The sequence below is a fragment of the Rhizobacter sp. J219 genome, from assembly GCF_024700055.1.
Lineage (GTDB): Bacteria > Pseudomonadota > Gammaproteobacteria > Burkholderiales > Burkholderiaceae_C > Rhizobacter.
Genome location: NZ_JAJOND010000001.1, coordinates 705,516 through 728,494 on the forward strand (window position 1 = coordinate 705,516; position 22,979 = coordinate 728,494).

17 protein-coding genes, 2 tRNA genes and 2 pseudogenes are annotated in these 22,979 nt (G+C 67.4%); 11 read left to right on the forward strand and 10 right to left on the reverse strand.

What is annotated here, in order from left to right; all coding sequences use genetic code 11:
• Positions 1 to 59 precede the first annotated feature (59 nt).
• Positions 60 to 1,439, forward strand: coding sequence for an SGNH/GDSL hydrolase family protein (locus tag LRS03_RS03240; protein ID WP_257823845.1), 1,380 nt, complete (start codon positions 60 to 62; stop codon positions 1,437 to 1,439).
• A gap of 9 nt (positions 1,440 to 1,448) precedes the next feature.
• Here LRS03_RS03240 and LRS03_RS03245 read toward each other — a convergent pair whose 3' ends face one another.
• The 4 genes from LRS03_RS03245 to LRS03_RS03260 form a co-directional block, all read right to left on the reverse strand.
• On the reverse strand, positions 1,449 to 2,573 hold the full coding sequence (locus LRS03_RS03245; protein WP_308296475.1) for an acyltransferase family protein: 1,125 nt from the start codon (positions 2,571 to 2,573) through the stop codon (positions 1,449 to 1,451).
• A 105-nt stretch (positions 2,574 to 2,678) separates the two neighbouring features.
• A complete protein-coding gene (locus LRS03_RS03250) occupies positions 2,679 to 3,785 on the reverse strand; it encodes a hypothetical protein (RefSeq protein WP_257823846.1) in 1,107 nt (368 codons plus the stop codon).
• A complete protein-coding gene (locus tag LRS03_RS03255; protein WP_257823847.1) occupies positions 3,782 to 5,377 on the reverse strand; it encodes a hypothetical protein in 1,596 nt (531 codons plus the stop codon). The genes LRS03_RS03250 and LRS03_RS03255 overlap by 4 nt, the downstream gene beginning before the upstream one ends.
• Before the next feature lie 29 nt (positions 5,378 to 5,406).
• On the reverse strand, positions 5,407 to 5,979 hold the full coding sequence (locus tag LRS03_RS03260) for a lytic transglycosylase domain-containing protein (RefSeq protein ID WP_308296383.1): 573 nt from the start codon (positions 5,977 to 5,979) through the stop codon (positions 5,407 to 5,409).
• Between the two features lie 245 nt (positions 5,980 to 6,224).
• Between LRS03_RS03260 and LRS03_RS03265 the strand changes: the two genes are divergently transcribed.
• Together LRS03_RS03265 and LRS03_RS03270 are read left to right on the forward strand one after the other, a co-directional pair.
• A complete protein-coding gene (locus tag LRS03_RS03265; protein WP_257823848.1) occupies positions 6,225 to 6,800 on the forward strand; it encodes a hypothetical protein in 576 nt (191 codons plus the stop codon).
• Positions 6,801 to 6,900: 100 nt separating this feature from the next.
• Positions 6,901 to 8,787, forward strand: coding sequence for a hypothetical protein (locus tag LRS03_RS03270; protein ID WP_257823849.1), 1,887 nt, complete (start codon positions 6,901 to 6,903; stop codon positions 8,785 to 8,787).
• Here the strand turns inward: LRS03_RS03270 and LRS03_RS03275 are convergent.
• Together LRS03_RS03275 and LRS03_RS03280 are read right to left on the reverse strand one after the other, a co-directional pair.
• Positions 8,762 to 9,445, reverse strand: coding sequence for a S1C family serine protease (locus LRS03_RS03275; RefSeq protein ID WP_257823851.1), 684 nt, complete (start codon positions 9,443 to 9,445; stop codon positions 8,762 to 8,764). The two genes, LRS03_RS03270 and LRS03_RS03275, sit on opposite strands and share 26 nt — an antisense overlap.
• Entirely contained in the window at positions 9,446 to 9,646 is a 201-nt protein-coding gene (locus LRS03_RS03280) for a hypothetical protein (RefSeq protein WP_257823852.1), read from the reverse strand. It lies immediately after the preceding gene.
• A gap of 121 nt (positions 9,647 to 9,767) precedes the next feature.
• Between LRS03_RS03280 and LRS03_RS03285 the strand changes: the two genes are divergently transcribed.
• The 4 genes from LRS03_RS03285 (at position 9,768) to LRS03_RS03300 (ending at position 14,689) form a co-directional block, all read left to right on the forward strand.
• On the forward strand, positions 9,768 to 11,525 hold the full coding sequence (locus tag LRS03_RS03285) for an alkaline phosphatase D family protein (RefSeq protein WP_257823853.1): 1,758 nt from the start codon (positions 9,768 to 9,770) through the stop codon (positions 11,523 to 11,525).
• A 592-nt stretch (positions 11,526 to 12,117) separates the two neighbouring features.
• Positions 12,118 to 12,189: transfer RNA gene (locus tag LRS03_RS03290), tRNA-Arg, on the forward strand.
• 19 nt (positions 12,190 to 12,208) lie between these two features.
• Positions 12,209 to 12,282 (forward strand) — tRNA-Thr (locus LRS03_RS03295).
• A 10-nt stretch (positions 12,283 to 12,292) separates the two neighbouring features.
• Entirely contained in the window at positions 12,293 to 14,689 is a 2,397-nt protein-coding gene (locus LRS03_RS03300) for a hypothetical protein (RefSeq protein WP_257823855.1), read from the forward strand.
• Positions 14,690 to 15,117: 428 nt separating this feature from the next.
• Here LRS03_RS03300 and LRS03_RS03305 read toward each other — a convergent pair.
• The 3 genes and pseudogenes from LRS03_RS03305 to murI all read right to left on the reverse strand — a co-directional run bounded on the left by LRS03_RS03305 (position 15,118) and on the right by murI (position 17,838).
• A pseudogene (locus tag LRS03_RS03305) lies at positions 15,118 to 16,385 on the reverse strand (DEAD/DEAH box helicase).
• A 122-nt stretch (positions 16,386 to 16,507) separates the two neighbouring features.
• Positions 16,508 to 16,957 (reverse strand): DUF411 domain-containing protein, encoded by a 450-nt coding sequence (locus LRS03_RS03310; protein ID WP_257823856.1) that lies wholly within the window; start codon positions 16,955 to 16,957, stop codon positions 16,508 to 16,510.
• Positions 16,958 to 17,037: 80 nt separating this feature from the next.
• Positions 17,038 to 17,838, reverse strand: a complete 801-nt coding sequence (murI, locus tag LRS03_RS03315; RefSeq protein WP_257823857.1) for a glutamate racemase — start codon at positions 17,836 to 17,838, stop codon at positions 17,038 to 17,040.
• A 163-nt stretch (positions 17,839 to 18,001) separates the two neighbouring features.
• Here murI and LRS03_RS03320 point away from each other — a divergent pair.
• From LRS03_RS03320 to LRS03_RS03335, 4 genes and pseudogenes are all read left to right on the forward strand, one after another.
• Positions 18,002 to 18,752: pseudogene (locus LRS03_RS03320) on the forward strand (electron transfer flavoprotein subunit beta/FixA family protein).
• 22 nt (positions 18,753 to 18,774) lie between these two features.
• Positions 18,775 to 19,707, forward strand: coding sequence for an electron transfer flavoprotein subunit alpha/FixB family protein (locus tag LRS03_RS03325; RefSeq protein ID WP_257823858.1), 933 nt, complete (start codon positions 18,775 to 18,777; stop codon positions 19,705 to 19,707).
• Positions 19,708 to 19,794: 87 nt separating this feature from the next.
• Entirely contained in the window at positions 19,795 to 21,588 is a 1,794-nt protein-coding gene (locus LRS03_RS03330; protein WP_257823859.1) for an acyl-CoA dehydrogenase, read from the forward strand.
• Positions 21,589 to 21,663: 75 nt separating this feature from the next.
• On the forward strand, positions 21,664 to 22,620 hold the full coding sequence (locus LRS03_RS03335) for an NAD(P)H-dependent flavin oxidoreductase (protein WP_257823860.1): 957 nt from the start codon (positions 21,664 to 21,666) through the stop codon (positions 22,618 to 22,620).
• Here LRS03_RS03335 and LRS03_RS03340 read toward each other — a convergent pair whose 3' ends face one another.
• The gene (locus tag LRS03_RS03340) at positions 22,621 to 22,932 is read right to left on the reverse strand and encodes a hypothetical protein (RefSeq protein WP_257823861.1); all 312 of its coding nucleotides are present in this window, start codon (positions 22,930 to 22,932) and stop codon (positions 22,621 to 22,623) included. It abuts the gene before it with no gap.
• Positions 22,933 to 22,979 lie beyond the last annotated feature (47 nt).

Sequence of the window (22,979 nt, forward strand, 5' to 3'; positions counted from 1 at the left end):
CTTCCGGTCAGTCGCGGCGGACGCTCTTGCGCCATGCCGCGGCCATCGCAACGCTGCCCATGACTTCGGGCCTGCTCACCGCATGCGGCGGGGGCGACAGCGCACCGGCAGCCCCGCCACCTTCTGTCCCACCGCCCGCGCCACCGCCCGCCGACTCGCCGTTCGGCCGCCTGCAGGCCGCGCTCAGGCGCCCGGCGCTCGGGCGCAACACCCAGCGGCTCACGGTCACGCAGCAGCGCGAGAACAGCGTCGACTCGGCCTTTGGCAGCGATGCGCTCGTCTACCCGCCGATCGACAACCCCGGCGTGGCCACGCTGGCCAACATTCCGCAGGTGTGGGGCCACCGCCGCGAGCAGTGGGTGATCCGCACCGGACCGGGCGCGGTGGTGGAAGGGCGGGTGATGTCGCCCATCGTCACCATGGGCTGCGGCCTGCATTTCGAGCTGGACGCGCAGGCCTTCGAAATCCTCTACGTCGGCCACTACGCCAAGGCGACGCTGATCGTCGACGGGCAGTACATGGCGCCGCGCTTCATCACCACCACGCTGGCCGATGGCGTCGAGGGCGAGGTGCTGCGCAATGCCAACCGCTTCGTGTGCTTCGACTTCGGCAGCCGCGCGCGGCGCCGGGTGTCGGTGTACGCATGGAGCGAGCGCGGACCCTGTGCGCTTGCAGTGCCGGCCGGCAGCAGCATCACCGGATGGGACCGATCGAGCGAGCCGTCGATGATCGCCATGGCCGATTCGTACGGCCAGGGTTACGCGGCCGACTGGGACAGCGGCCTCTTCTGGGCCGCCGCCGCGCAACTCGGCATCCCGCACCTCGACATCGATGCCTGGGGCGGCACCGGCTACGCCCGTGTGGGGACCAACCGCCAGACCGCCGACCCGGCCTACACCTTCCTCGGCCGGCTCGAGCGGGCCATTGCGCTGCAGCCCGATCTCTTCATCACCGCGGGTGGCCTCAACGACAACATCGACCGCCCGTCAGTCGATGTGGACGGCAACGTGATCTACGCCTCGGCGATCGACGCCTTCCAGGGCTACGTCGATGCGGTGTCGACCTATTACACGCGCATGCGGGCAGCGTTGCCCGGTTGCGTGATCGTCGCCACCGGGCCCTGGGCGCCGCAGCAGTTCATCCCGACCCACCCAGTTGCGCAGGCCAAGGCCGATGTCGTGCTGGAGACATTGCAGGGCCTCGCCGGGCCCTGGGTGTTCATCGACAACCTGAACGGCGGCTGGGTCAACAGCGCCGGGGCCAGCGCACCCGCGAGCGGGCCGTGGCAGACGGGCACCGGCACCACCACCGCGCCGCGTGGCGACGGCAACGGCGATCTCTACATCGACTACGACGGGACGCACCTGACCCGCGACGGCAAGCAGCACTTCGCCGAGGTGCTGGCGGCGAACCTGCGCGACGCGCTGCAGGCGCTGTGACGCCAGACCTCAGCCCGCGCCCCGGAACACGAGCAAGCGGCGTTCGATCAGCAGGTGGAACACCACCGAGAGGCCCATGCACACGAACAGGGTGACGACGAGCGCGACGGTGGCGCCGTACAGGCCGCGCAGACCCGCTCCGGTCAGGAGCTTGCACATCAGGCTGATCACCGGGAAGTGGATGAGGTACATCGCGTACGACGAGTCCGCCAGCACCTTCAGCCAGACCGGGCCTTCATGACGGGGTGCCTCGTCTTCCAGCCGCGTCAGGCACAACAGGATCAGCGAGGCCAACATGCCGTAGTAGACGCTCGGATCGAGGGCCCCAGGCACGGTGAGGTCGTTGCCATGGGTCAGCACGGCGATGACGAGGTAGGCGAAGCCGGCGGCCCACGTCAGAGCCTTCGCGTTGGGCAGAGGCGGCAGGCGTTTCGCGAGCCACGCTGCGCCCGCACCGAAGGCGAAGTACATCATGCTGCTGCCGGCGAGGAAGCCGTTGTAGAAGCCGCATTGCCACTCCATGCAGACGGCCATGTTGGCCGCCAGCACGAGGCACAGCGCGATCCCGGCCGTGCGGCTCCAGATCCACACGGCGAGCACGAGGTAGAACACGATCTCGTAGTGGAGCGTCCACGCGGCAACGAGCACCGGGGCGCCCGTGGGGCCTGCGACGCTCGGGTGCTGCGGGATCAGCAGAAAGGTCTTCAGGAGCACGAGCGGGTCGTGCGGGATCGCATCGCGCAGGGCGTCGAAGAAGAGCGCCGGCACCATCACCAGCATCAGGATGATCCAGTAGGTCGGGTAGACCCGCCATGCGCGCCGCCAGAGGAACCCCGGCGCACGAGCCGGCGAGCCGATGTCGCGTGCGTAGACGAGCGTCAGCAGGAAGCCGCTCAGCACGAAGAAGAACGGGATGCGCGCGCCACCGAAGCCGAAGACATGCTCGTAGAGGTCGATGCCGAAGTATTTGTCGAGCGCCAGCGTGGCGCCCAGGTGGTACAGCAGCACCGCGAGGCCCAGAACGACGCGAAGGACGTTGAGCGACGAGTAGGTCGGTTGTCGGGGCCGGTCGCGGAGCAGCGGCTGCGTGCGCTCGTGTGCGCCGGAGGTGGCCAGGGCGCCCCCCTGCCGGATATTCGACTCTCACCGCAGGCCCTTTTCGATGACGCCTCTGGAAGCCCAGTCTAGGGTGGAGCGAATGACCGTTTGGTGAAGTGAAAGGTCACCGCATGGGGCCGTTCAGGATGCGCCGGACAGCACCAGCAGTTCCTTGGCCTGTTGCTCCAGGCGGTGGCGCTGATACCAGCGGTAGAGGCGGTCGGCCATGTCCTGCTGCGTTGCCAGCGACGTCGAGTCGGGGCGGCTGCCTGGGCTCAGCAGGTGGTAGTCGAGCCCGGCCTGCAGCCCGTCGTCGTTGGTGGCGAGGTGGCTGGTGTTGATCGCAACGCAGCCGTGCGATGCATAGGCTGCGAAGACGCCCGACTTCGCAAGGCCATGCGCCTCGTAGTCGACGATGCCGAACCGCGACGACATCAGCAGCTGGCCCAGTGCCTCGGCACCGAGCCGACCCACATGTCGCGTGGGGATGACGCCCTGAGGATGGCAGGCCGCGCCGCTGCCGGCTTCGACCAGTTCCTCGATGCCCATCGCCTTCAGGGCGGGCTCATGCCCCCTCAAGGCGTTGAAGGCACGCAGGCGAGTCGGTGCCGAGCCAAACACCACGGCGCGGGGCGCGCGCTCCACCAGCCGCGGCGTGTGCAGCGGTTCGCCCACATTCGAGAACACCGGCCGCGCGTGCAGCGGCGTGCCCCTGGGCATCACGCCACGCAGCCAGTTGGCGTGGGCCGCGGTGTTGGTCCACATCACATCGGCGAGGCGGGCGAGACGGCGTGCGATCCAGGCCTGCGCGTCCGACACCCAGAAGGCGGAACGCCACGGCGGGCCGGTTGCGAAGAGTTCGTGGAACACGACCACCAGGTGCAGCGACCCTTGCCGCCGCCGGCGCAGCGCCTGCAATTCGTGCAGCAGCCAGAAGCACAGGCCGCGCTGGCCGTAGCCGTAGCCCGAGAAATGCAGCACCACGGTGCAGGGCTCGCCGTGCGCCGCGCGGCCGCTGCGGCGGCAGCACTCGGCGACGCGTTCATCGAGCGATTGCTCGCGGGCGAGCGCCTTCGACAAGGGCAGCGTGTGCGACGGCGTGCCGGCCGCCGCCCAACGCGCGCCCAGGCACTCCAGGTAGTCGAAGACACCGCCACGTTCGGTGGGCGACACCTGGATCAGCACCGGCAGTTGTGTCGCGGCAGCACCGGCCGCCGCACGCGGCAGCGCGGTCAGGCCGGGGCTCACCGCCGTGTGGCCGTGCGCAGGCTGCCGGCCGCGCCGAGGTCGTATGAATAGACCCGCGCGCTCTGCTCGACGTAGTTGCCGGCGCTCGAGCGCGTGGCGAAGCCCGCACCGAAGTTGCCCGGCCCGCCGAGTGCGCTTGCAAACACGAAATCGCTACCGTACTCGGGCAGCGTGCCCAGTGTGCGTGCGACGCCGGTGGTGGCGTCGTAGCACACGAGCGAGGCGTTGCTGAAGGCGCGCGCGCCGAAGCCGCTGGCCAGCAGGAAGCGGGTGCGGTTCTCGCTCACGTTGAGGCTTTCGGTGCCCGCGTCGGCGGTGCTGATGGGGAAGGCCCCGGTGGGCCAGTCCTGCAGTACCGCCGCCGATTCATCGATCATCGCGATGCGGTAGTTGATCGCCGCGGTGCCCACGCCGCTCACCTCCCACAACAGGTGGCGGCCGGCCGCGCTGGTCTGAACCGTCGGCTTGGTGGTGATCGGGTAGGGCGGCGATTCGAAGCGCATGCCGCCCGTCTTGGGCACACGCACGAGCAGGTTGCGGTCGGCCTGGAAGACGGTGAGGAAGATGACGCTGCCGCCCATGCTCGCCACGCTGATGACGCCGGTGCCGCTGCCCACGAGCACGGCGGTCGGGTTGACCTTCGAGATGCGCAGCACGCGCCACGGCGACGTGAACACATGGTCGGGGTTGTCGTCGTACACGTAGAAGTGGTCGGCGTCGAAGCCCACCAGGCGCCAGTGCGTACCGGCGGTGAGCGCGGCGTCGAGCGGTGTCTCGGTGGCGGTGGTGCCGGTGAAGCTGATGACCGACAGACGCGTGCCGTCGCCCACCAGTGCGCTCTGTGGTGTGCTCGCGAGCACCTGCGTCAGCGCCGGCGTGCCGGCCGCGCGCAAGGGGATCGTGGTGGGCGCGGTGCTGCCCCACAGGCGCACTTCGCGCGGGTAGATCCAGCCGCGGGGCGCAAGTGTGGCCGGGTCGCGCGACACCTCCAGCGGCGCGTCGCCGACGATCACCTGCGAGACGAGCGTGTTGCCCGGGCCCGAGCGCACTTCGGCGCGCCCGTCGTCGATGTTGCCGCACACGCCGTCGGCCCCGGCGGTCGAGACGATGAAGCGCGAGTTGTCGGGCTGCGCGTGGTCGTTCGCCGCGAGGAGGAAGCGGCAGGCCGAGCTGGTGTCGGTGCGGCGCACCTGCAGCTGCGGCCGTGTGCTGTCGGCCTGCATGGGCACGCTGCGCACGTCGCCGCCGAAGATGTAGAACAAGGCGTGCGGCTGCAGGTTGGCGACGGTGGCCTGGGCCGCGTTCACGCTGCCGCTCACCACGAGGCGGGTGTCGGTGATGGCGCGGGTGGCGGTCTCGATCACGTACTCGTTCTCCGGCAGTGCCGGGTGCAGCAGCGAGAGGCCATGCCGCAGGTCGGTGGTGGGCCCGGAGGCCTTGACGGTGTAGCCATAGGCACCGGCGGCGGGATAGCCGCTCACCCCTTCGCTCGGCGGAGGGGCGGTGGTCGTGTCGCCACCGCCGCCGCAGCCGGCAAGTGCCGACACGGCGAGAACGGAGGTGGCCAGCGAGCGGAGGCGCAGATGCTTCATGGCAGGGGCGGGGAGTGTGGGTTGGACGTTCAAGGGGCCGTTGCCGGCGCGGCGGGTGCCGCATCCAGACGGGCCATGTGGGCGAGCACCCGCGGCACGTAGGCCCGGGTCTCGGCATACGGCGGCACACGGCGGCCGTGCCGGTGCACGGCGGCAGGGCCGGCGTTGTAGGCCGCGAGCGCGAGCGACAGGTCGCCCGCGAATTCGTCGAGCAGGTGGCGCAGGTAGCGGGCGCCGCCCTCGATGTTCTGTGCCGGGTCGAAGGGGCGTGCGATGCCGAGCGCGCGTGCGGTCGCGGGCATCAACTGCATCAGGCCCATTGCGCCTTTGGGCGACACGGCCTGCGGCGCGTAGCGCGACTCCGCCGAGATCACCGCATGCAGCAGCGACGAGGGCAGCGCGTGACGTTGTGCGGCCCCGCTGACGATGGCATCGAATGCGGGCAGCTGGCGCGCTGCGGCCGGGCCTTCCGCGTCACCGCCGCGCACCAGCAGCTGGGCGCCGGGCAGCCAGCTGCGATCCGACAGCACGAGTGCCGCGTCGTCTTCGGCGACAAAAACGCCGGCCGGCTTCGCCGCATGGACGAGGGACGGGCCGATCACGGCGGCGAGCAGAAGGGGCAGAACACGTGGGCCGGACATCATGCGCACCCCAGGCGTGGAGCGGATTGCGAAAGCGCGCCAAGTTAGCAGCGTGATGTGACAGGGCGATCACAAGCCGGGGCCCGGTTGCCCCATCTCACATCCGAACAGACTAGGCCGCGGGTCGCCGGCACGTCATCTCGGGTGGTGAGACTCGCGGCCGTGATCGAACCACGCCCCGTGGTCGACCCATTGGGAGGATGCCGATGAAGGCACTGAGGAGCGGACCCGTCGGGGCCCGGCAATGGCTGCGCGCGTCTGCCGCCGCCGCGATGGTGATGGTGGCCGGCGTGGCGCAGGCCGCGATGGTCGAGTACAGCGCGACCTCGCTGGGTGGCGATGTGTGGCGCTACGACTACCGGCTCGTCAACGACGGCCCGGCGCTCGCGTTCGACGAGTTCAGCGTCTATTTCGATGCGGCCGGTGTCACCAACCTGTCGGTGGCCGCATCTCCCGCCGGCTGGAGCAGCCTCGTCGTGCAGCCCGATCCGCAGTTGCCCGACGTGGGCTACTTCGATGCGCTGCACCTGTCGGGCCTGGTGCCGGCGGGCAGCACGCTCGGGGGCTTCTCGGTGCTGTTCACGGCAGGCCAGGGCTTCGTGCCCGGCGCGCAGCGCTTCGAGCTGCTGCTGTCGGAGCCGTTCACCACCGTCTACTCGGGCATGACCGAAGCGGCCGTGTCGGCGGTGCCGCTGCCGGCGCCGGCCTTGCTGCTGCTTGCGGGCCTGGGGCTTGGCGCCACGCTGCGCCGCCGCCGTGCCGCCGAAGGAGAGTTCGCATGACACGCGCGCTTCGATTCTTCTCGCTCGTCATCGCGTTGCTGGCCACGGCCCTGCTGCCCGGCCTCGCCGCCGCGCAGGCTACCGTGACCGGGCATGAGCCGTGAGCTCGCTCCGCTCGGGTCGCACCACCTTCGACTACTCGTACCGCATCACGGTGCGCAACGGCGACACCGCGCTCAACAACGTGCAGGCGGTCGTGCAGAGCAGCTCGGCCGCCACGCAGGTGGTCAAGGCCACGGTGGCGGTGGGCAACCTCGCCGCCGGCGCCACGCTCACCACCACCGACGTCTTCACCATCCGCCAGGACCGCACGCTGCCCTTCAACCCGGCGGTGCTGTCGTGGACGGTCACCGGCGTGCCGGTGGTCGTGGGCCCGAGTTCGATGGACATTTCGCTTTCGGAGCCCATCGTGGCCCCCGACGGCAGCGTCTCGGTGACACCCGTCGTGCGCGACGCAAACGGCGTGGTGCTCGACAACGGCCCCTTCCAGTTCAGCGTGACGGTGGCCCCCGTGGGCACGGCGATCGGCCGCGCGCCGGTGGTCGACGGCCTGAGCGTGAGCTTCCCCAAGCTCGCCAAGCGCCTGCTCAACCAGGACACGGCCATCGACCCCGAAGGCCTCTACGCCGACGGCGACCCGACTGACCCCAACTACGGCAAGGAGTCGGGTGGCCGCTACCGCGTGACGGTGTCGCTCGCTGGCTCGTCGATCACCGCCAGCCGCGAGGTGCTTCTGCTGCCCAGCGGCTCGGCCGCTACCACCGTGCAGGCCAGCCGTTATGCCGGAGGGCTGAACGAGGTGCTCGGCGCCGCCGCCCGTGCGGCCGAAACCGGCAACACGAGCGGCCTGGCCGAAGCCCGTGCGGCGCTGCAGGCCTTGTCGGCCCAGCACGACAACTCCACCGCGGTGCTGAGCGCAACGCAGGTACTTGCGCCGCCCAACGGCGGGCTGCTCACGCCGGCCTTCCTGTCGGGCCGCGGCTTCACCGCCGGGGCGCAGGACGCATCGTTCGTGGCCGCGCTGGCCACCGTGCGCACCCGCATCACCACCGCGCGCACGCAGGTGGAGGCGCTGAACGTCAACGCGATGACGCAGGATTCGCTGAACACGATGCAGGCCGCCGCCACGGCCTACCGCCAGGCCTTGGCCGACCTGCAGGCGCTGCGCCTGAGCACGCTCGGCGCCGCCCAGCAGCAGGCGGTGCTCAACCAGCTGATCGGCACCGAGTTGCCGCAGCTGCTCGATGCGGTGAAGCGCAAGTCGGGCGAGCTGCTGGCGGTGGTGTCGACCTCGTCGGTGAGTGGCCGTCCTGCGTGGCTGGCCAACACGCATGCGCCGTCGAAGCCGCTGCAGAAGGGCCCGCGCGCCTTCTACCAGGGCACGCAGCCGGTGCAGGTGTATTCGTTCGCGGCCTTCGCGTTCTCGATCTTCACCGACCTGTCGGGCACCGCCCGCGCCAACATCATCGAGCTGACCGTGACGCTGGTGAACAGCCTCATCAACATCATGGCGGCCGATGCGATCAACGCGAGCGGCGGCGGGGGTGTGTCGATCGACATGTGCCTGGCCAGCTCGTCGGTGGCCTACGTGTGCCCGAACTACCGGCCGAGCATCGTCACCGGCTCGGGCTTCGGCCGCGATGCGTCGGCCGTGCGGGTGACGCTCATCGGCTGCGTGGGCGGCGACCTGATCCGCAACCTGATGACGCTGCGCCAGCCGCGCGACATCGCCGCCGGCATCCGACTCATCAACAAGGTGGTCTCGATCGGCAACTCGCTGCAGCAGGAAGGCGGCGTGGGCGCGGTGCTGCGCCCCGACTTCATCGACGAAGACGATCTCTTCGGCGGCGACCGCCTCTACTTCGCCAACGGCTGGCCGCGTGTCAACCAGGGCCGGCTGCCCTGCGTGGGCATCGTGATCGTCACCAACACCGGCAACGGCGGCGTGTCGGCGCTGAACCTCAACTTCCTCGGCCAGTGCGGTTGAGGTCGCCGCTGAGGTCGAGCAGTGCCTGCACATCGTGTGCAGGCACTGCGAAGCCGAGGCCGTAGCCGCCGGGAACGGTGGCGTTGGCCACGCCGATCACGCGGCCACCGAGGTCGAGGACCGGGCCGCCCGAGTTGCCGGGGTTCACGGCCGCGTTGAGCTGGAGGCGGCGCCGGAGCTCGGCGGGCTCCAGCACCGCGCCGGGAAGGGCGCTCACGATGCCGAGCGTGGCCGTCGGCAGCGTGCCGAAGGGACATCCCAGCACCACGGCCCATTGGCCGACCGTCGCAGCGGTGTCCGCCAGGGCCAGGCCGGGGGCCGCGACGTCGTGCGTGAGGCGAAGCAAGGCCAGGTCGGCGGCTTCGTCGAGCGCGTGCAGACGCGCGTGGGTTGTCACCCCGGCCGAGGTGATCTTCAGCGGCGCGTTCAGCGACCGGAGCACATGCGCGGCGCTCACCACCCAGCGCGTGCCCGCGAGCACGAACCCGGAGCCGGACACGCCGGACCCGTCGCCGACCCCCACGACCGATGGCGTGGCACGCGCGATGAGCGTTGCCACATCGGGTGGCGTGGGGCGCACGCAGCCGGACAAGCCCAGAGACAACACCCCCGCACCCGCGCGCTCCAGCAGCCGGCGTCGGCCGATCTCGATCGACATTCAGGCCACTCCGCTCAGATCGATGTGCCAGCGCCGCGCCAACCAGAGGATGCACAGCGCCACGGCGAGGCAGAGCAGCACCGCCTGCAGCCGACGGTGCGTGACCCACAGCCGCGACACGCCCAAGCCGCCGATGACGACGATGCCGATGAGAAAGAGTTCCTTGAGCATTGCCGCGATGTTCGCGCTTGAAGATGACAAGTCGTCTTTCGATGCCGGAGGAGGCGAGCCCGGGCTGCCTGCGGCGGGTGGCGTGCGCGTCACGACGGCGTCATCGCGGGCCGCAAGACTGAGGGCTGTCGACACTGTCTTGCGAGTCCGCATGAGCCACCAGCCCCATCCCAATCGCCGCGAGTTCATTCGATCGGTTGCCGCCGGCACGATCGTGGTCGGCAGCGCGGTGTCACTGTCGGGTTGCGAGGGCGGCTCGTTCGACTTTCTCCACGGCGTGGCCAGCGGCGACCCGCTGCAAGACCGTGTGGTGCTGTGGACGCGCATCACGCCTGATGCCGCAATGCTGGAAGCGCTGAGCCGCCTTGAGAGCGCAGCGCGTTCCGATGGCAAGGCCCGCACGCAACTCGATCAAGCGCGTCGCGTCGCACTGGTGTGGGAGGTGTCGCGCGATGCGAACTTTCGCCATGTGGTGGCACGTGGCACTGCGCATGCTGTTGCCGAGGCTGACTACACCGTCAAGGTCGACGCGGTCGGGCTGCGCCCTGGCACCACCTACTGGTATCGCTTCGTCAGCCTCGGCATGGCCTCGCCGGTCGGCCGCACGCGCACGCTGCCGCGCGGTGGCATCGAGCAGGTAAAGCTGGCGGTGTTTTCGTGCTCCAACTACCCGGCCGGCTACTTCAACGTGTACGGTGCAGCTGCCAAGCTGAAAGACGTGGACGCGGCGCTGCACCTCGGTGACTACATCTACGAGTACCCGAAAGACGGCTATGCCTCCGAACGGGCCGAGCAGCTAGGTCGTGTGAGCGAGCCGGCGGGTGAACTGCTCACGCTGGCCGACTACCGCCAGCGCCACGCCCAGTACCGCGAAGACCCGGACCTGCAGGCCCTCCATGCGGCGATGCCGTTCATCGTCGTGTGGGACGACCATGAGATCGCCAACGACGCCTGGCGCGAGGGCGCCGAAAACCACAGCCCCGCCACCGAAGGCAGCTGGGCCGCCCGACGCGCTGCCGCGCTGCAGGCCTATCACGAGTGGATGCCCACGCGCCTGCCCGATGCCAAGCGGCCGGAGCGCATCTTCCGCAGCTTCGACTTCGGTGATCTGCTGTCTTTGCACATGCTCGACACGCGGCTCATCGGCCGTGATCTTCAGCTCGAGATTTCGAGCTACGTGGGCGCGACAGGATTCGATGCCGCGCGTTTTTCCGCAGACCTGTCGAACCCGACGCGTCAGATCCTCGGCGCGGAGCAGGCCGCTTGGCTCGGCACTCAACTCGCTCGATCGAGCGCGCTCTGGCAGGTGCTCGGCCAGCAGGTGCTGATGGCGCGCATGAAAGTGCCGGCGCCGCTGCTGCTGGGCCAGATCACCATCTCGGCCTATGCCGAGCTTGCCGCCAGAGCGCAGCGCGACCCCGCCTCGATCACGCCGCAGGAACGCGTCATCCTCGCTGCACCGTCCATCCCATACAACCTCGATGCCTGGGACGGCTACCCCGTGGCGCGGGAGACCTTGCTCCACACGGCACGCAGCCTCGACAAGAACCTGGTCGTCCTCGCGGGCGACACGCACAACGCATGGGCGAGCGATCTGGCCGATTTGCAGGGCAACCCGGTGGGTGTCGAATTTGCCACGCCTTCGGTCACTTCACCCGGGTTCGAAGCCATCTTCCCGAACGAGCCGCCCCTAGCCTTTGCTGGCGCACTGCAGGAACTCATCGGCCCACTCGTCTACGCTGACACCAGCCGACGCGGCTTCATGCTGATCACCGCGACCCGCGACGAGCTTCAGGCCCGGTGGCACTACGTCAGCACCGTCACGGCGCGGCAGTACCTCGTCGAAGAAGGCCCTGTGCTGACCACACGGCCGGGCGCCGAGGGGCGCCGGATCCAACATGGCCTTTGACGCGCACACTGAGCCGTCGGCGCATAAGAAAAGTGCTTGAGTCCATTCGGATGTGATTTGAAGCATTGAGTTGCACACTCGTTTAGGCATGGCTTTGCACTCCGTCACCCGGGCGGAGCGTCTTTTCCCGTAGAGGTGCAGTTAACCTGCAGACCTCTTATGGCGTCCCTTTGCGCTTTGTTTGGGCGTGCGCGTATCGCGTTGTACTTTGTCAAGATCCGCGTCACCGCGTGACGCCCCCTACTTGTCGAGCGGCAGTCGTCGCTCGCGACGACCGCATGGCGTGGTGGACGAGTGTGGTGCCGCGGTGGGACGGTCGAATGTCTTGAGTGCAGGTACTGGACGGGCGGGCTACTCGATGGCCGCTTCAGACTGGACTGAGACGGTCGCGCTTCCATTGCGCGTGACTGCAATCGGCCAGGAGCAGTCACTTCTCAGAGGCCGCTTGCAGGCGCCGAGACCTGCGCTTCTTGCGGCTCTCCGCTGCTGCTCTTGAGTCAGGGTGGCTATTGGAGAACTTGGTCCTGACATCTGACGGGCAAACACCGAACGTCACGGTCTCGTCAAAGGGCAGAATTCAGCTCAGTTCAGCTCCGGGGTAGTTCAGCGGCAGAACGCCCGGCTTCGGACCGGGAAGGCGCTGGTTCGATGCCAGCCCCCGGATCCCGCAACACCAACTCGATTCCGAGGTAGTTCAGAGCAGAACACCCGGCTTGTAACCGGGAGGGCGCTGGTTCGTACCCAGCCCTCGGATCCATCTCTTAATCATGACTCGAGACGAAGACGCACCGTCCTCGCCGTTGCGCACTGGCACCGCGTATCCCACCTCTCAGTTGGCGCAGGCACTTGTACACGCGGGCTCGAATGACGACCTGCAGGCGAGGGAACGCGTGCGCCGCTGGTCGGATGTTCTGATGGGCATGCTCAGTGGCGCCGTGTCGCACGGGCAGCGGCAACCCGTGGCCAAGTTTCCCACCTGGGTCACGTTAGAAGTCGTGACCGGGGGCTTTGCCACAGGCCAAGCGTTGTCCGCGGGTCCGTTGCTAGAACACGAACTGCACTTGCTCGAAGAGCTCGGCTTGCCTTCGGAGTCGGAGCCAAGGCTTCACCTCAATCGCTACTTTCTCTCCGATGCGGGCCTTCATCGACTGTGCCAGGCACTGAAAGAGAACCGGTACGAGATCTGTGTTCCCGAAGAGGGAGCGCTGCCAGTCGTCGCATGGCTCATAGATCAGGGGTTTGTGGAGCAGGCGCGGCAGCTGATCGATGCAATTGCGCCTTACATGTCGCAGCTGCGCTTCTACCCCGCGATGTCGGAAGCTCGGCGCAGCGCAGGCACACTGGTTCAACTGGAAGACGCGGCCACCACAGCCAAGCGCTTGCAGGCGATTCGTCCGAACCCCCGGATCGTTGCGCAACGCGAAGCGGTGGGAGTTTGGACACCGTTGTACGACCGCCTGGTAGCCCTGTTCCTTGAGACCGTCGTGGGTGCGCCACCGAAGGCCCTGAGGGACGATGCTGGCGTGTGGCGAAGGGGAAGTGCAGGGCAGTTCGTCGTAGAAGGGGGTTGGCCCTGTGCCCAGTATCCCGCCGGATGGACAGAGCGGGCCGCTTCGCTGTTGCTCGAGCTGAAAACGGCGCGCGAGGCGCACCGCCATTGCGGACGCGCGGTGCGGCAGGGAGCATCGCTTTCGACGCTGATCGGTGGCCTCACACTAGTGCTCGAGGATCCAGCGCGACTCACTCGACGAGAGCAAGGACGCATACGTCTCGTGCTTGCTCGCTATGTTGCCGTGCGAGGGATTCCATCATCTGACAAGGCGACGGCGCAGCGTGATCGGCAACGGCACCAGGCTATGGCGCCGACACACCAGGAGATTGCGGCATGCGTCGCCCGGCGTCTGGCGAAGCTGCCCCAGGCCGAGGGTGTCGATGACCTCAACGAATTGATCGCCGACATTGGGCCTGAAGAGGCCGCCCTGGGTTCGTTGGCGAGTGGCACGCGGATTCCGTCGTCCATCGTTGGCAAGCTGCAACGGTGCCTGCGGGACACCGTTGAAGGGCTGGTACAGCGTGGCCTGCTCACTTCGGGCGAGGTTCTGGCCCAAGTGCTACCGCAGCTCACCTCCGGGCTTCGCGCCGCGGGCATTAGCAACCATGCCCTGCGCGAGTTGTACGCGGCCATATATCGCGCGTTCAGGCGGCGCCGGTCGTTGCTGCTGCTCGACCTACAGAAGCAGGTCCAAATGGATGAGTTGCCGTGGGTGCGAGTGTTGGAGCGCTATCGCAGCGAGAACCTAACGGCCACCGAGCTGGCGAAGCAAGCATTGGTCGAGGTCTGCGCGCTGACACTGAAGGCGTTTCCACACGCCATCGTGCCCAACAAGCTGCTGCAGGAAATAGTCGCACTGGCCAAGACTGCCCAACTAGCTCTTCCGATCACCGAAGAACTGGCCGCGGATATTTTCATGGGGCGGTTCTCACCGAAATTTCCAGACGCGATTCGCGAGGCTGCGAGCATGTTGCGCGGCTCACTTTATGCCCGCTACTACGCGATCGACTACGACTCCATCGTTGAGAAGCTCGCGAAATCCGAGAATGCAAGTCGTGGAGGCTCGAGCGGGCCCGACGCCCTTGCGCAGCTGTGCGCTCTGCGCGCCGGTGTGACCCTGGGTACGTATCGGCCGGCCATCAATGGTCAAGTCATCGAGCAACAGCAAGTTCTAACGACACACAACCTTGCATCGATCACATCGCTGCCCGGTGTACAGCAAGCACTCGCCGGCCGCTGGCACGAGCTTGCCAAGCACTGCTTTGACTGGATCGTGGACCATCTGCAATTGCCGGATGCCGGCTACCAAGTCGCGCTGCATCGGCTCAAGAACTCAGCCTATGCGTGGCGACAGATGGTGTTCTTTGTGAGCAAAGACGATGGCGATGTAGATCACTTCCTGGAATGGGTAAGCGAGCGGCTGCGCAATGAACCAGCTGAGTTCCAGCGTCGATTTGCGCCCGCGGTGGCGGGCTTGGCACAAGCGGCCGGTCCTCGACAGCAATTTGATGTAGACGTTGCGGTCCAGCCGGTGACGTTCTTGGGCTGGACCAGCCAGCGGCACTGGCTGCTGCCGCCTCAGTCGGATGATGAGTCGACAGTGCTCAGCTGACTCGACAAGAAGATGCTCGCAGTGCCTGCTTCAAGCAGGTCCGATCGGATTGCCCGACAGGCAGCTACGGGTCGGAAGCCGCCATCCAGCTGCGCGAGCCGGATGACCGTGATCGCTGCGGAGCGGAAGTCCGTAAGTGCCTGATCGATGCGACAGCAGCAGCGCTTCCGGAGCGAAGCGTGGTTTGGCCAGTGCTCTTGCTCACGCGTATTGCCTTGGACGGGCGGGAGCAACGCTGTGGACACATCACTCGGCGAAGTGTCTATGACGATCTTTTGTCTAGTGAACACAACGGGGCAAGTTGCAGGTGAGTTTGCCTAGAGGACCATGTGTCCACAATGCCAGTACAGGCTAGTAACGCGGCGCCTCTCGAAAGAGGGCGTACGGGTTCGATGCCCGTCCCAGGCACCAGATCTCGATCCATTCGATCAGCGCAGCCCGGCTGCCCGCAGCTTGTCTTTCTTGCTCGGCCGCTTGCCTTTGATGCCGCCCACAGCCGCTGCCGGCGCTGCCGTTTCGCCCGGCTCGTAGCCCGCGATCCGCTCGCGCGCCACGCGGTGACCCTGGCGCTTCTCGATCAAGCGGAAATGCGCTTCGGTTGAAGCGCTGACGAAACTCACCGCCAGCCCCGAGGCCCCGGCCCGCGCCGTGCGCCCGATGCGATGCGTGTAGTCGACGGCCGAGCGAGGCAAGTCGTAGTTCACGACGACCGGCAATTGCGCGATGTCGATGCCGCGTGCGCCAAGATCGGTGGCCACCAGCACCTGGAGCTTGCCTGCCTTGAAGTCCGACAGCACCCCCGTGCGCGCACCCTGGCTCGCATCGCCGTGGAAGGCCGCAGCGGCCAAACCGGCCTTGCGCAGCTTGTCGGCCACGTGGTCGCAGGCATAGCGTGTGGCCACGAAGACGAGCACGCGAGTCCACGCGCCTTGCTCGATCAGGTGGCGCAACAGGGGGTGCGTCGCGCTGCATCGACCTCGATGGCGTGTTCTTCGATCCTGCGCTCATCGGCTTGACCGGGCGCCTCGTGCTCGTGCGGGATGTCGACTCGCACCGGGTCGTGCAGCAGCGTGCCCGCCAAGGCCTCCACCGCGGCCGGGAAGGTGGCCGAGAACAACAAGGTCTGCCGACGCGCAGGCAGCAGCGCGAGCACGCGATGCAACTCGTCGGCGAACGCGGCGTCGAGCAGGCGATCGGCTTCGTCGAGCACGACGCAGCCCACGCTGGCCAGGTTGAGTGCGTTCTGCGCCACCACGTCGAGCAGGCGGCCCGGCGTCGCGACGACCACATCCGCGCCACCGCGCAAGGCCATCATTTGCGGGTTGATCGACACGCCGCCGAACAGGATCGATACCTTCACCGGCTCGGCCAGGAAACGTGCGGTCTCGCGCATCGACTCGCCGACCTGCGCCGCAAGTTCGCGCGTGGGCACCAGCACGAGCGCCTGGGTGCGCCGGGGCCGGGCGACCGACTCGATCCGCTGCAGCACCGGAAAGACAAACGCCGCCGTTTTGCCTGAGCCGGTCTGGGCCGAGCCCAGCACATCGCGACCGGCCAGTGCCGCCGGGATCGCGGCGGCCTGGATGGGCGTGGGCGCGTCAAAGCCCAGCTCGCCGACCGCACGCAGCAGGTTGGGCGACAGCCCGAGAGAGGCGAAGGTGGCGAAGGTGCTCGGGCCCGCGAGCGGGTCGCGGATCGGCTCGCCGCCCGGCAGCGCCAGGGGGCTCAAAGAATGGGGATCGGGCTGGGTCATGCGCGATTGTCGGCTGCGGTTGGGGCAAGCCGGCGCGGCGGTGAGGCCTGCGCATGACAGAGGCATCAGTACGAAGCGAACACCGTTTCGCGACCGCTTCTGCTGATGAGGTAGACCTTGTAGGGGTGCTTGCGAGAGCCGGCATCCATGCCCGGCGAACCCGGCGGCATGCCGGGAACCGCCAGACCGATCGCGTCGGGCTTTTGCGCGAGCAGGCGCTTGACCTCGCCAGCGGGCACGTGGCCTTCCACCGCATAGCCGCCCACAAGCGCGGTGTGGCAGCTGCCGAACTTGTCGGGCAGGCCCACGCGCTTGCGCGTGGTCGTGGTGTCGTCCACCAGTGTCACCTTCACAGGAAAGCCGGCGGCCTTCATGTGGTTCGCCCAGGCGCCGCAGCAGCCGCAGTGGGGGCTCTTGAAAACCTCCACCTGCGGCAGCGCGCCCACCGCCATCGCGGGCCGGGTCATGAGCGCCACGGCGCCCAGGGCCATCGAGAGGATGTTGCGTCGATTCATGCTGCCCAGCGTAGCAACAGACACCCTGTGGCGACGTTGAGCTGAATCAAGCCTGCGCGGGCGCAGCGCGGCAACTTCCTTCAGAGGCCGGGGGCGTGAGCCACCTCACACGGAAAGGGCAGCCAGCGTGCTGCAAGTTCGGCGAGGCGCGCGGCGTTGCCTGTCGTGTGCAGGCGCACGCGGCGTGGGGCGGGCCATGTGGTCTCGGCATCGTTCAGCAGACGTGCGGCCTGGCGTGCCACGGCCTCGGCGGTGTCGACGAGCGTGACGTCCCTGCCGAAGGCTTGCTGGATCTGCGCGTGCACGAAGGGGTAGTGCGTGCAGCCGAGCACGACGGTGTCGACATGGGCGGCTTTCAACGGCGCACTGAACTGGTCGATGAGTTTCAGCAGCGCCGGGTCGTCCTGGATGCCGTGCTCGATCTGCCCGGCAAGACCGGGGCAAGGTTGAAGATGAACCGAGATGCCCTGGCCATGTGCGCTGAGCAGGTGCTTGAATTTCTCGCTGCGCAGCGTGGCGGGGGTGGCCATTACGCCGATGTGGCCGTTGCGTGTGAGTGCGACGGCGGGCTTGACGCCCGGCTCGACGGCGACGATGGGCACCAGCGGCCACCGCTCGCGCAGGCTAGCCGCCGCGACGGCTGTGGCGGTGTTGCAGGCGATGACGAGCAGGCGGGCCCCTTCGGCGAGCAGGTGGCTCGCGATGCGGTGGGTGCGCTGGCTGATGTACTCGTCCGTGCGCTCGCCATACGGGGCATGGGCCGAGTCGGCCACGTACAGCAGGTCGTGTGACGGCAGTTGGGAATGCAGCGCCTTGAGGACCGACAGGCCGCCTACCCCGGAATCGAACACGCCGACAAGTGGGGTCCGGGTGGGGTTCATGGGGCGCGCAGTCTAGCAGTGCGAGACGAATGCACGTTTGCGGCGGCGCGAGATCGTGAGACAATCCAGAAAGCGAACGATCGTTCGTTTTTTCGCCAGTCCTAGAGAAGAGATGGGCGGAAAAGCGGATCCCCCGTCTTCAATGTCCTAGGAGATACGTGCGATGAAAGTGCTGGTAGCCGTCAAGCGAGTGGTGGACTACAACGTGAAGGTGCGTGTGAAGAGTGACGGCAGCGGTGTGGACATCGCCAACGTCAAGATGAGCATGAACCCCTTCGACGAGATTGCGGTGGAAGAAGCCGTGCGTCTGAAGGAAAAAGGCGTGGTCACCGAAGTGATCGCCGTGTCTGCCGGCCCCACCCAGTGCCAGGAGACCCTGCGCACCGCGATGGCCATCGGCGCCGACCGCGGCATCCTGGTCGAGACCGATGCGGAGCTGCAGCCGCTGGCGGTGGCCAAGCTCCTGAAGGCGCTCGTCGACAAGGAACAGCCTGGCCTCGTCATCCTCGGCAAGCAGGCCATCGATGACGACTGCAACCAGACCGGCCAGATGCTGGCCGCGCTCGCCGACCTGCCGCAGGCCACCTTCGCCAGCAAGGTCGAGTTGGCCGCTGACAGCGCCACCGTCACCCGCGAAGTCGACGGCGGCCTGGAGACCCTGAAGCTCAGCCTGCCGGCCGTGGTCACCACCGACCTGCGCCTGAACGAGCCGCGCTACGTGACGCTGCCCAACATCATGAAGGCCAAGAAGAAGCCGCTCGAGACGATCAAACCCGACGCGCTCGGCGTCGACGTCGCCCCACGCATCAAGACCCTGAAGGTCGCCGAGCCCCCCGAAGCGCAGCGCCGGCATCAAGGTCGCCGATGTCGCGACCCTCGTCGACAAGCTCAAGAACGTCTCCAAGGTCCTCTGAGAACAGGCAAGGAACTCACAACATGACCATCCTCGTCATTGCTGAACACGACAACAAGACCGTCAAGGGCGCGACCCTGAACACCGTGACCGCTGCCGCCGCCATCGGCGGCGACGTGCACGTGCTCGTCGCCGGCAACGCAGCCGCCGAAGCCGCCAAGGCCGCCAGCCAGATCGCTGGTGTGGCCAAGGTGATCCACGCCGACGGCGCCCAGCTCGACCACGGCCTGGCCGAGAACGTCGCCGCCCAAGTCCTGGCCATCGCCGGCAACTACAGCCACATCCTCTTCCCCGCCACCGCCGCCGGCAAGAACATCGCCCCGCGCGTGGCCGCCAAGCTCGACGTCGGCCAGATCAGCGACATCACCAAGGTCGTCTCCGCCGACACCTTCGAGCGCCCGATCTACGCCGGCAACGCCATTGCCACCGTGCAGAGCGCCGACAAGGTGAAGGTCATCACCGTGCGCACCACCGGCTTCGATGCCGCCGCCGCCACCGGTGGCAGCGCCGCCGTCGAAACCGCTGCCGCAGCCGCCGACAGCGGCAAGAGCAGCTTCCAGGGCAGCGAGATCGCCAAGAACGACCGGCCCGAGCTGACTGCCGCGAAGATCATCGTCTCCGGTGGCCGGGCACTCGGAAGCTCGGACAAGTTCACCGAAGTGCTCACGCCGCTGGCCGACAAGCTGGGGGCCGCACTGGGCGCGAGCCGCGCCGCGGTCGATGCGGGCTACGCCCCCAACGACTGGCAGGTGGGCCAGACCGGCAAGATCGTGGCCCCGCAGCTGTACATCGCCGCCGGCATCTCGGGGGCGATCCAGCACCTGGCCGGCATGAAGGACAGCAAGGTGATCGTGGCCATCAACAAAGACCCCGAGGCGCCGATCTTCTCGGTCGCTGACTACAGTCTCGAGGCCGACCTCTTCACCGCCGTGCCCGAGCTGGTGAAGGCGCTTTAAAACACACCACGACAGCAAGCCCGTTCGCCCCATTCAGGCCAACGGGCTTTTTCTCGCCTTGCACAAAGAAATAGCGAAGGAGATGCCATGAGCTACGTCGCCCCCGTGAAAGACATGCTGTTCTGCATGAAGGAGCTGGCCGGACTGGAAGAAGTCGCCAAGCTGCCGGGCTTTGAAGAAGCCGGTCTGGAAACCGCACAAGCCGTGCTCGAAGAATCGGCCAAGTTCAACCAGGACGTGCTGGCGCCGCTCAACTTCGAGGGCGACAAGAACCCCTCGTATTGGAAGGACGGCAAGGTCTTCACCACTCCGGGTTTCAAGGATGCGTTCCGTCAGCTCGCCGAAGGCGGCTGGCAAGGCCTGCAGCACCCGACCGACTTCGGCGGCCAGGGCCTGCCCAAGACCATCGGCGCGGCCTGCATCGAGATGCTCAACAGCGCCAACATGAGCTTCGCGCTGTGCCCGTTGCTCACCGACGGCGCGATCGAGGCGCTGCTCACCGCCGGCTCGCCCGAGCTGCAGTCGACCTACCTGCCCAACATGATCTCGGGCAAGTGGACCGGCACGATGAACCTCACCGAGCCGCAGGCCGGCTCCGACCTCGCGCTCGTGCGCACTCGCGCCGAGCCGCAGCCCGATGGCACGTACAAGATCTTCGGCACCAAGATCTTCATCACCTATGGTGAGCACGACATGGCCGAGAACATCGTGCACCTCGTGCTGGCACGCGTGACTGGCGCACCGGAGGGCGTAAAGGGCATCAGCCTCTTCGTCGTACCGAAGTTCATGGTCAACACCGACGGCTCGCTGGGGGCGCGCAACGATGCGCACTGCGTGAGCATCGAGCACAAGATGGGCATCAAGGCGAGCCCCACGGCCGTGCTGCAGTTCGGTGACCACGGCGGCGCCGTTGGCTACCTCGTCGGTCAGGAGAACCGCGGCCTCGAGTACATGTTCATCATGATGAACGCCGCGCGTTACGCGGTGGGCATCCAGGGCATCGCGGTGGCCGAACGTTCGTACCAGAAGGCGGTGCAGTACGCGAAGGACCGCGTGCAGTCACGCCCGGTCGACGGCTCCATCAACAAGAGCGCGCCCATCATTCATCACCCCGACGTGAAGCGCATGCTGATGACGATGCGATCGCTCGTCGAAGGCTGTCGCGCCATGGCGATCACCGCGGCAGCGGCCTATGACGCGGCCCATGCCCACCCCGATACGGAAGTGCGCAAGCAGAACCAGGCGTTCTACGAATTCATGGTGCCGCTGGTGAAGGGCTACAGCACTGAGATGAGCCTCGAAGTGACCAGCCTGGGCGTGCAGGTGCACGGCGGCATGGGCTTCATCGAAGAGACCGGCGCGGCGCAGTACTACCGCGACGCGAAGATCCTGACCATCTACGAAGGCACGACGGCGATCCAGGCGAACGACCTCGTGGGTCGCAAGACAGCGCGTGACGGCGGCCAGACGGCGAAAGCCATCGCCCAGCAGATCGCCAAGACCGAAGCCGAACTCGCCAAGCGCGACAGCGTGGCCGCTCGCGCGGTGCACAAGCGCCTGACGGCAGCCCGCGTCGCCTTCGAGCAGGTGGTTGACTTCGTGGCCGGTGGCACCAAGGGCAATCCGAACGCGGTGTTCGCCGGCTCGGTGCCGTATCTGATGCTCGCCGGCAACGTGATGGCCGGCTGGCAGCTCGGCCGTGCGCTGCTGGTCGCCGAATCGCAACTGAAGGCCGGCGAGGGCGATGCTGCCTTCCTGCAGGCCAAGGTGACGACGGCGCAGTTCTATGCCGAACACATCCTGAGCCGTGTGCCGGGCCAGCGCGATGCGATCGTCGAAGGTGCCGACAGCGTGACCGCGCTGGCGCTCGACGCTTTCTGAGTTGTCGCCCCCGTGATTGCCGGGCCGATGTGGCATTGCCACACTCGGCCAACACCTCGAATCCTGGAGACCTTCGTGGCCCTGCCTCCCATTCTGCAGAACCTGCCGCTGCCCATCATCGGATCGCCGCTCTTCATCATCAGCAATCCCAAGCTCGTGATCGAGCAGTGCAAGGCGGGTGTGGTGGGCTCGATGCCCGCCCTCAATGCGCGCCCTGCGGAACTGCTGGACGAGTGGTTGGCCGAGATCACCGAAACGCTGGCGGCCTACAACAAGGCCAACCCCGACAAGCCGGCCGCGCCCTTCGCGATCAACCAGATCGTGCACAAGAGCAACGACCGTCTTGAGCACGACATGGCGCTGTGCGCCAAGTACAAGGTGCCCATCATCATCACCTCGCTGGGTGCGCGTGAAGACGTGAACCAGGCGGTGCATGGCTGGGGCGGCGTGGTGCTGCACGACATCATCAACAACAAGTTCGCGCACAAGGCGATCGAGAAGGGTGCCGACGGCCTGATCGCCGTGGCGGCCGGGGCCGGTGGCCACGCGGGGGTGAAGAGCCCGTTTGCGCTGATCCAGGAGATCCGCGAGTGGTTCGACGGCCCGCTCGCCTTGAGCGGCTCGATCGCCAACGGCGCCGCTGTGCTCGCCGCGCAGGCGATGGGTGCCGACTTCGCCTACATCGGCACGGCCTTCATCGCCACCGAAGAGGCGCGCGCCGACGAGCGCTACAAGCAGTCGATCGTCGACGGCACCTCCGACGACATCGTCTACAGCAACCTCTTCACCGGCGTGCACGGCAACTACCTCGCGCCGTCGATCCGCAACGCCGGCCTCGACCCCGACAACCTGCCGACCAGCGACGCCAGCGCCATGAGTTTCGGCAGCAACCGCGTCAAGCCCTGGAAGGACATCTGGGGTTCGGGCCAGGGCATCGGCGCCGTGAAGAAGGTGCTGCCTGCGCGTGAACTGGTGCAGCGCCTAGCCAGCGAATACGCCGCCGCCCGCGAGCGGCTCGCTGCGATCGCCTGATCAGCCAGCGTCGACCGACAGGTTGCAATCGCAGCCTTGGCCCGCGGCGATCAAACGCCGCGCGGCCCGGCCCAGCACCTGGGCCATCCAACGCACCTTGAGGTAACGCTGAGGCTCGCTCACCACGCCGCAGCGGTACGCCCGTGCACTTTCAATCCACACGAGCGCGGCACACGCGCCTTGGCGCCGCCGGCTCACGAGCATGCCGATGGGGCAAGGCTCGGCCGCGCAGCACACCCCGCAGCCATTGCAGGCTACGCCGACCGCCGGCTTGGCGGGTGCTTCGGGGTGGAGGTGGATGACGCGGTGCATGCGAGTGTGAGATTTGTCCCTGTTGGCATCGTAAGAAGCAACGCAGA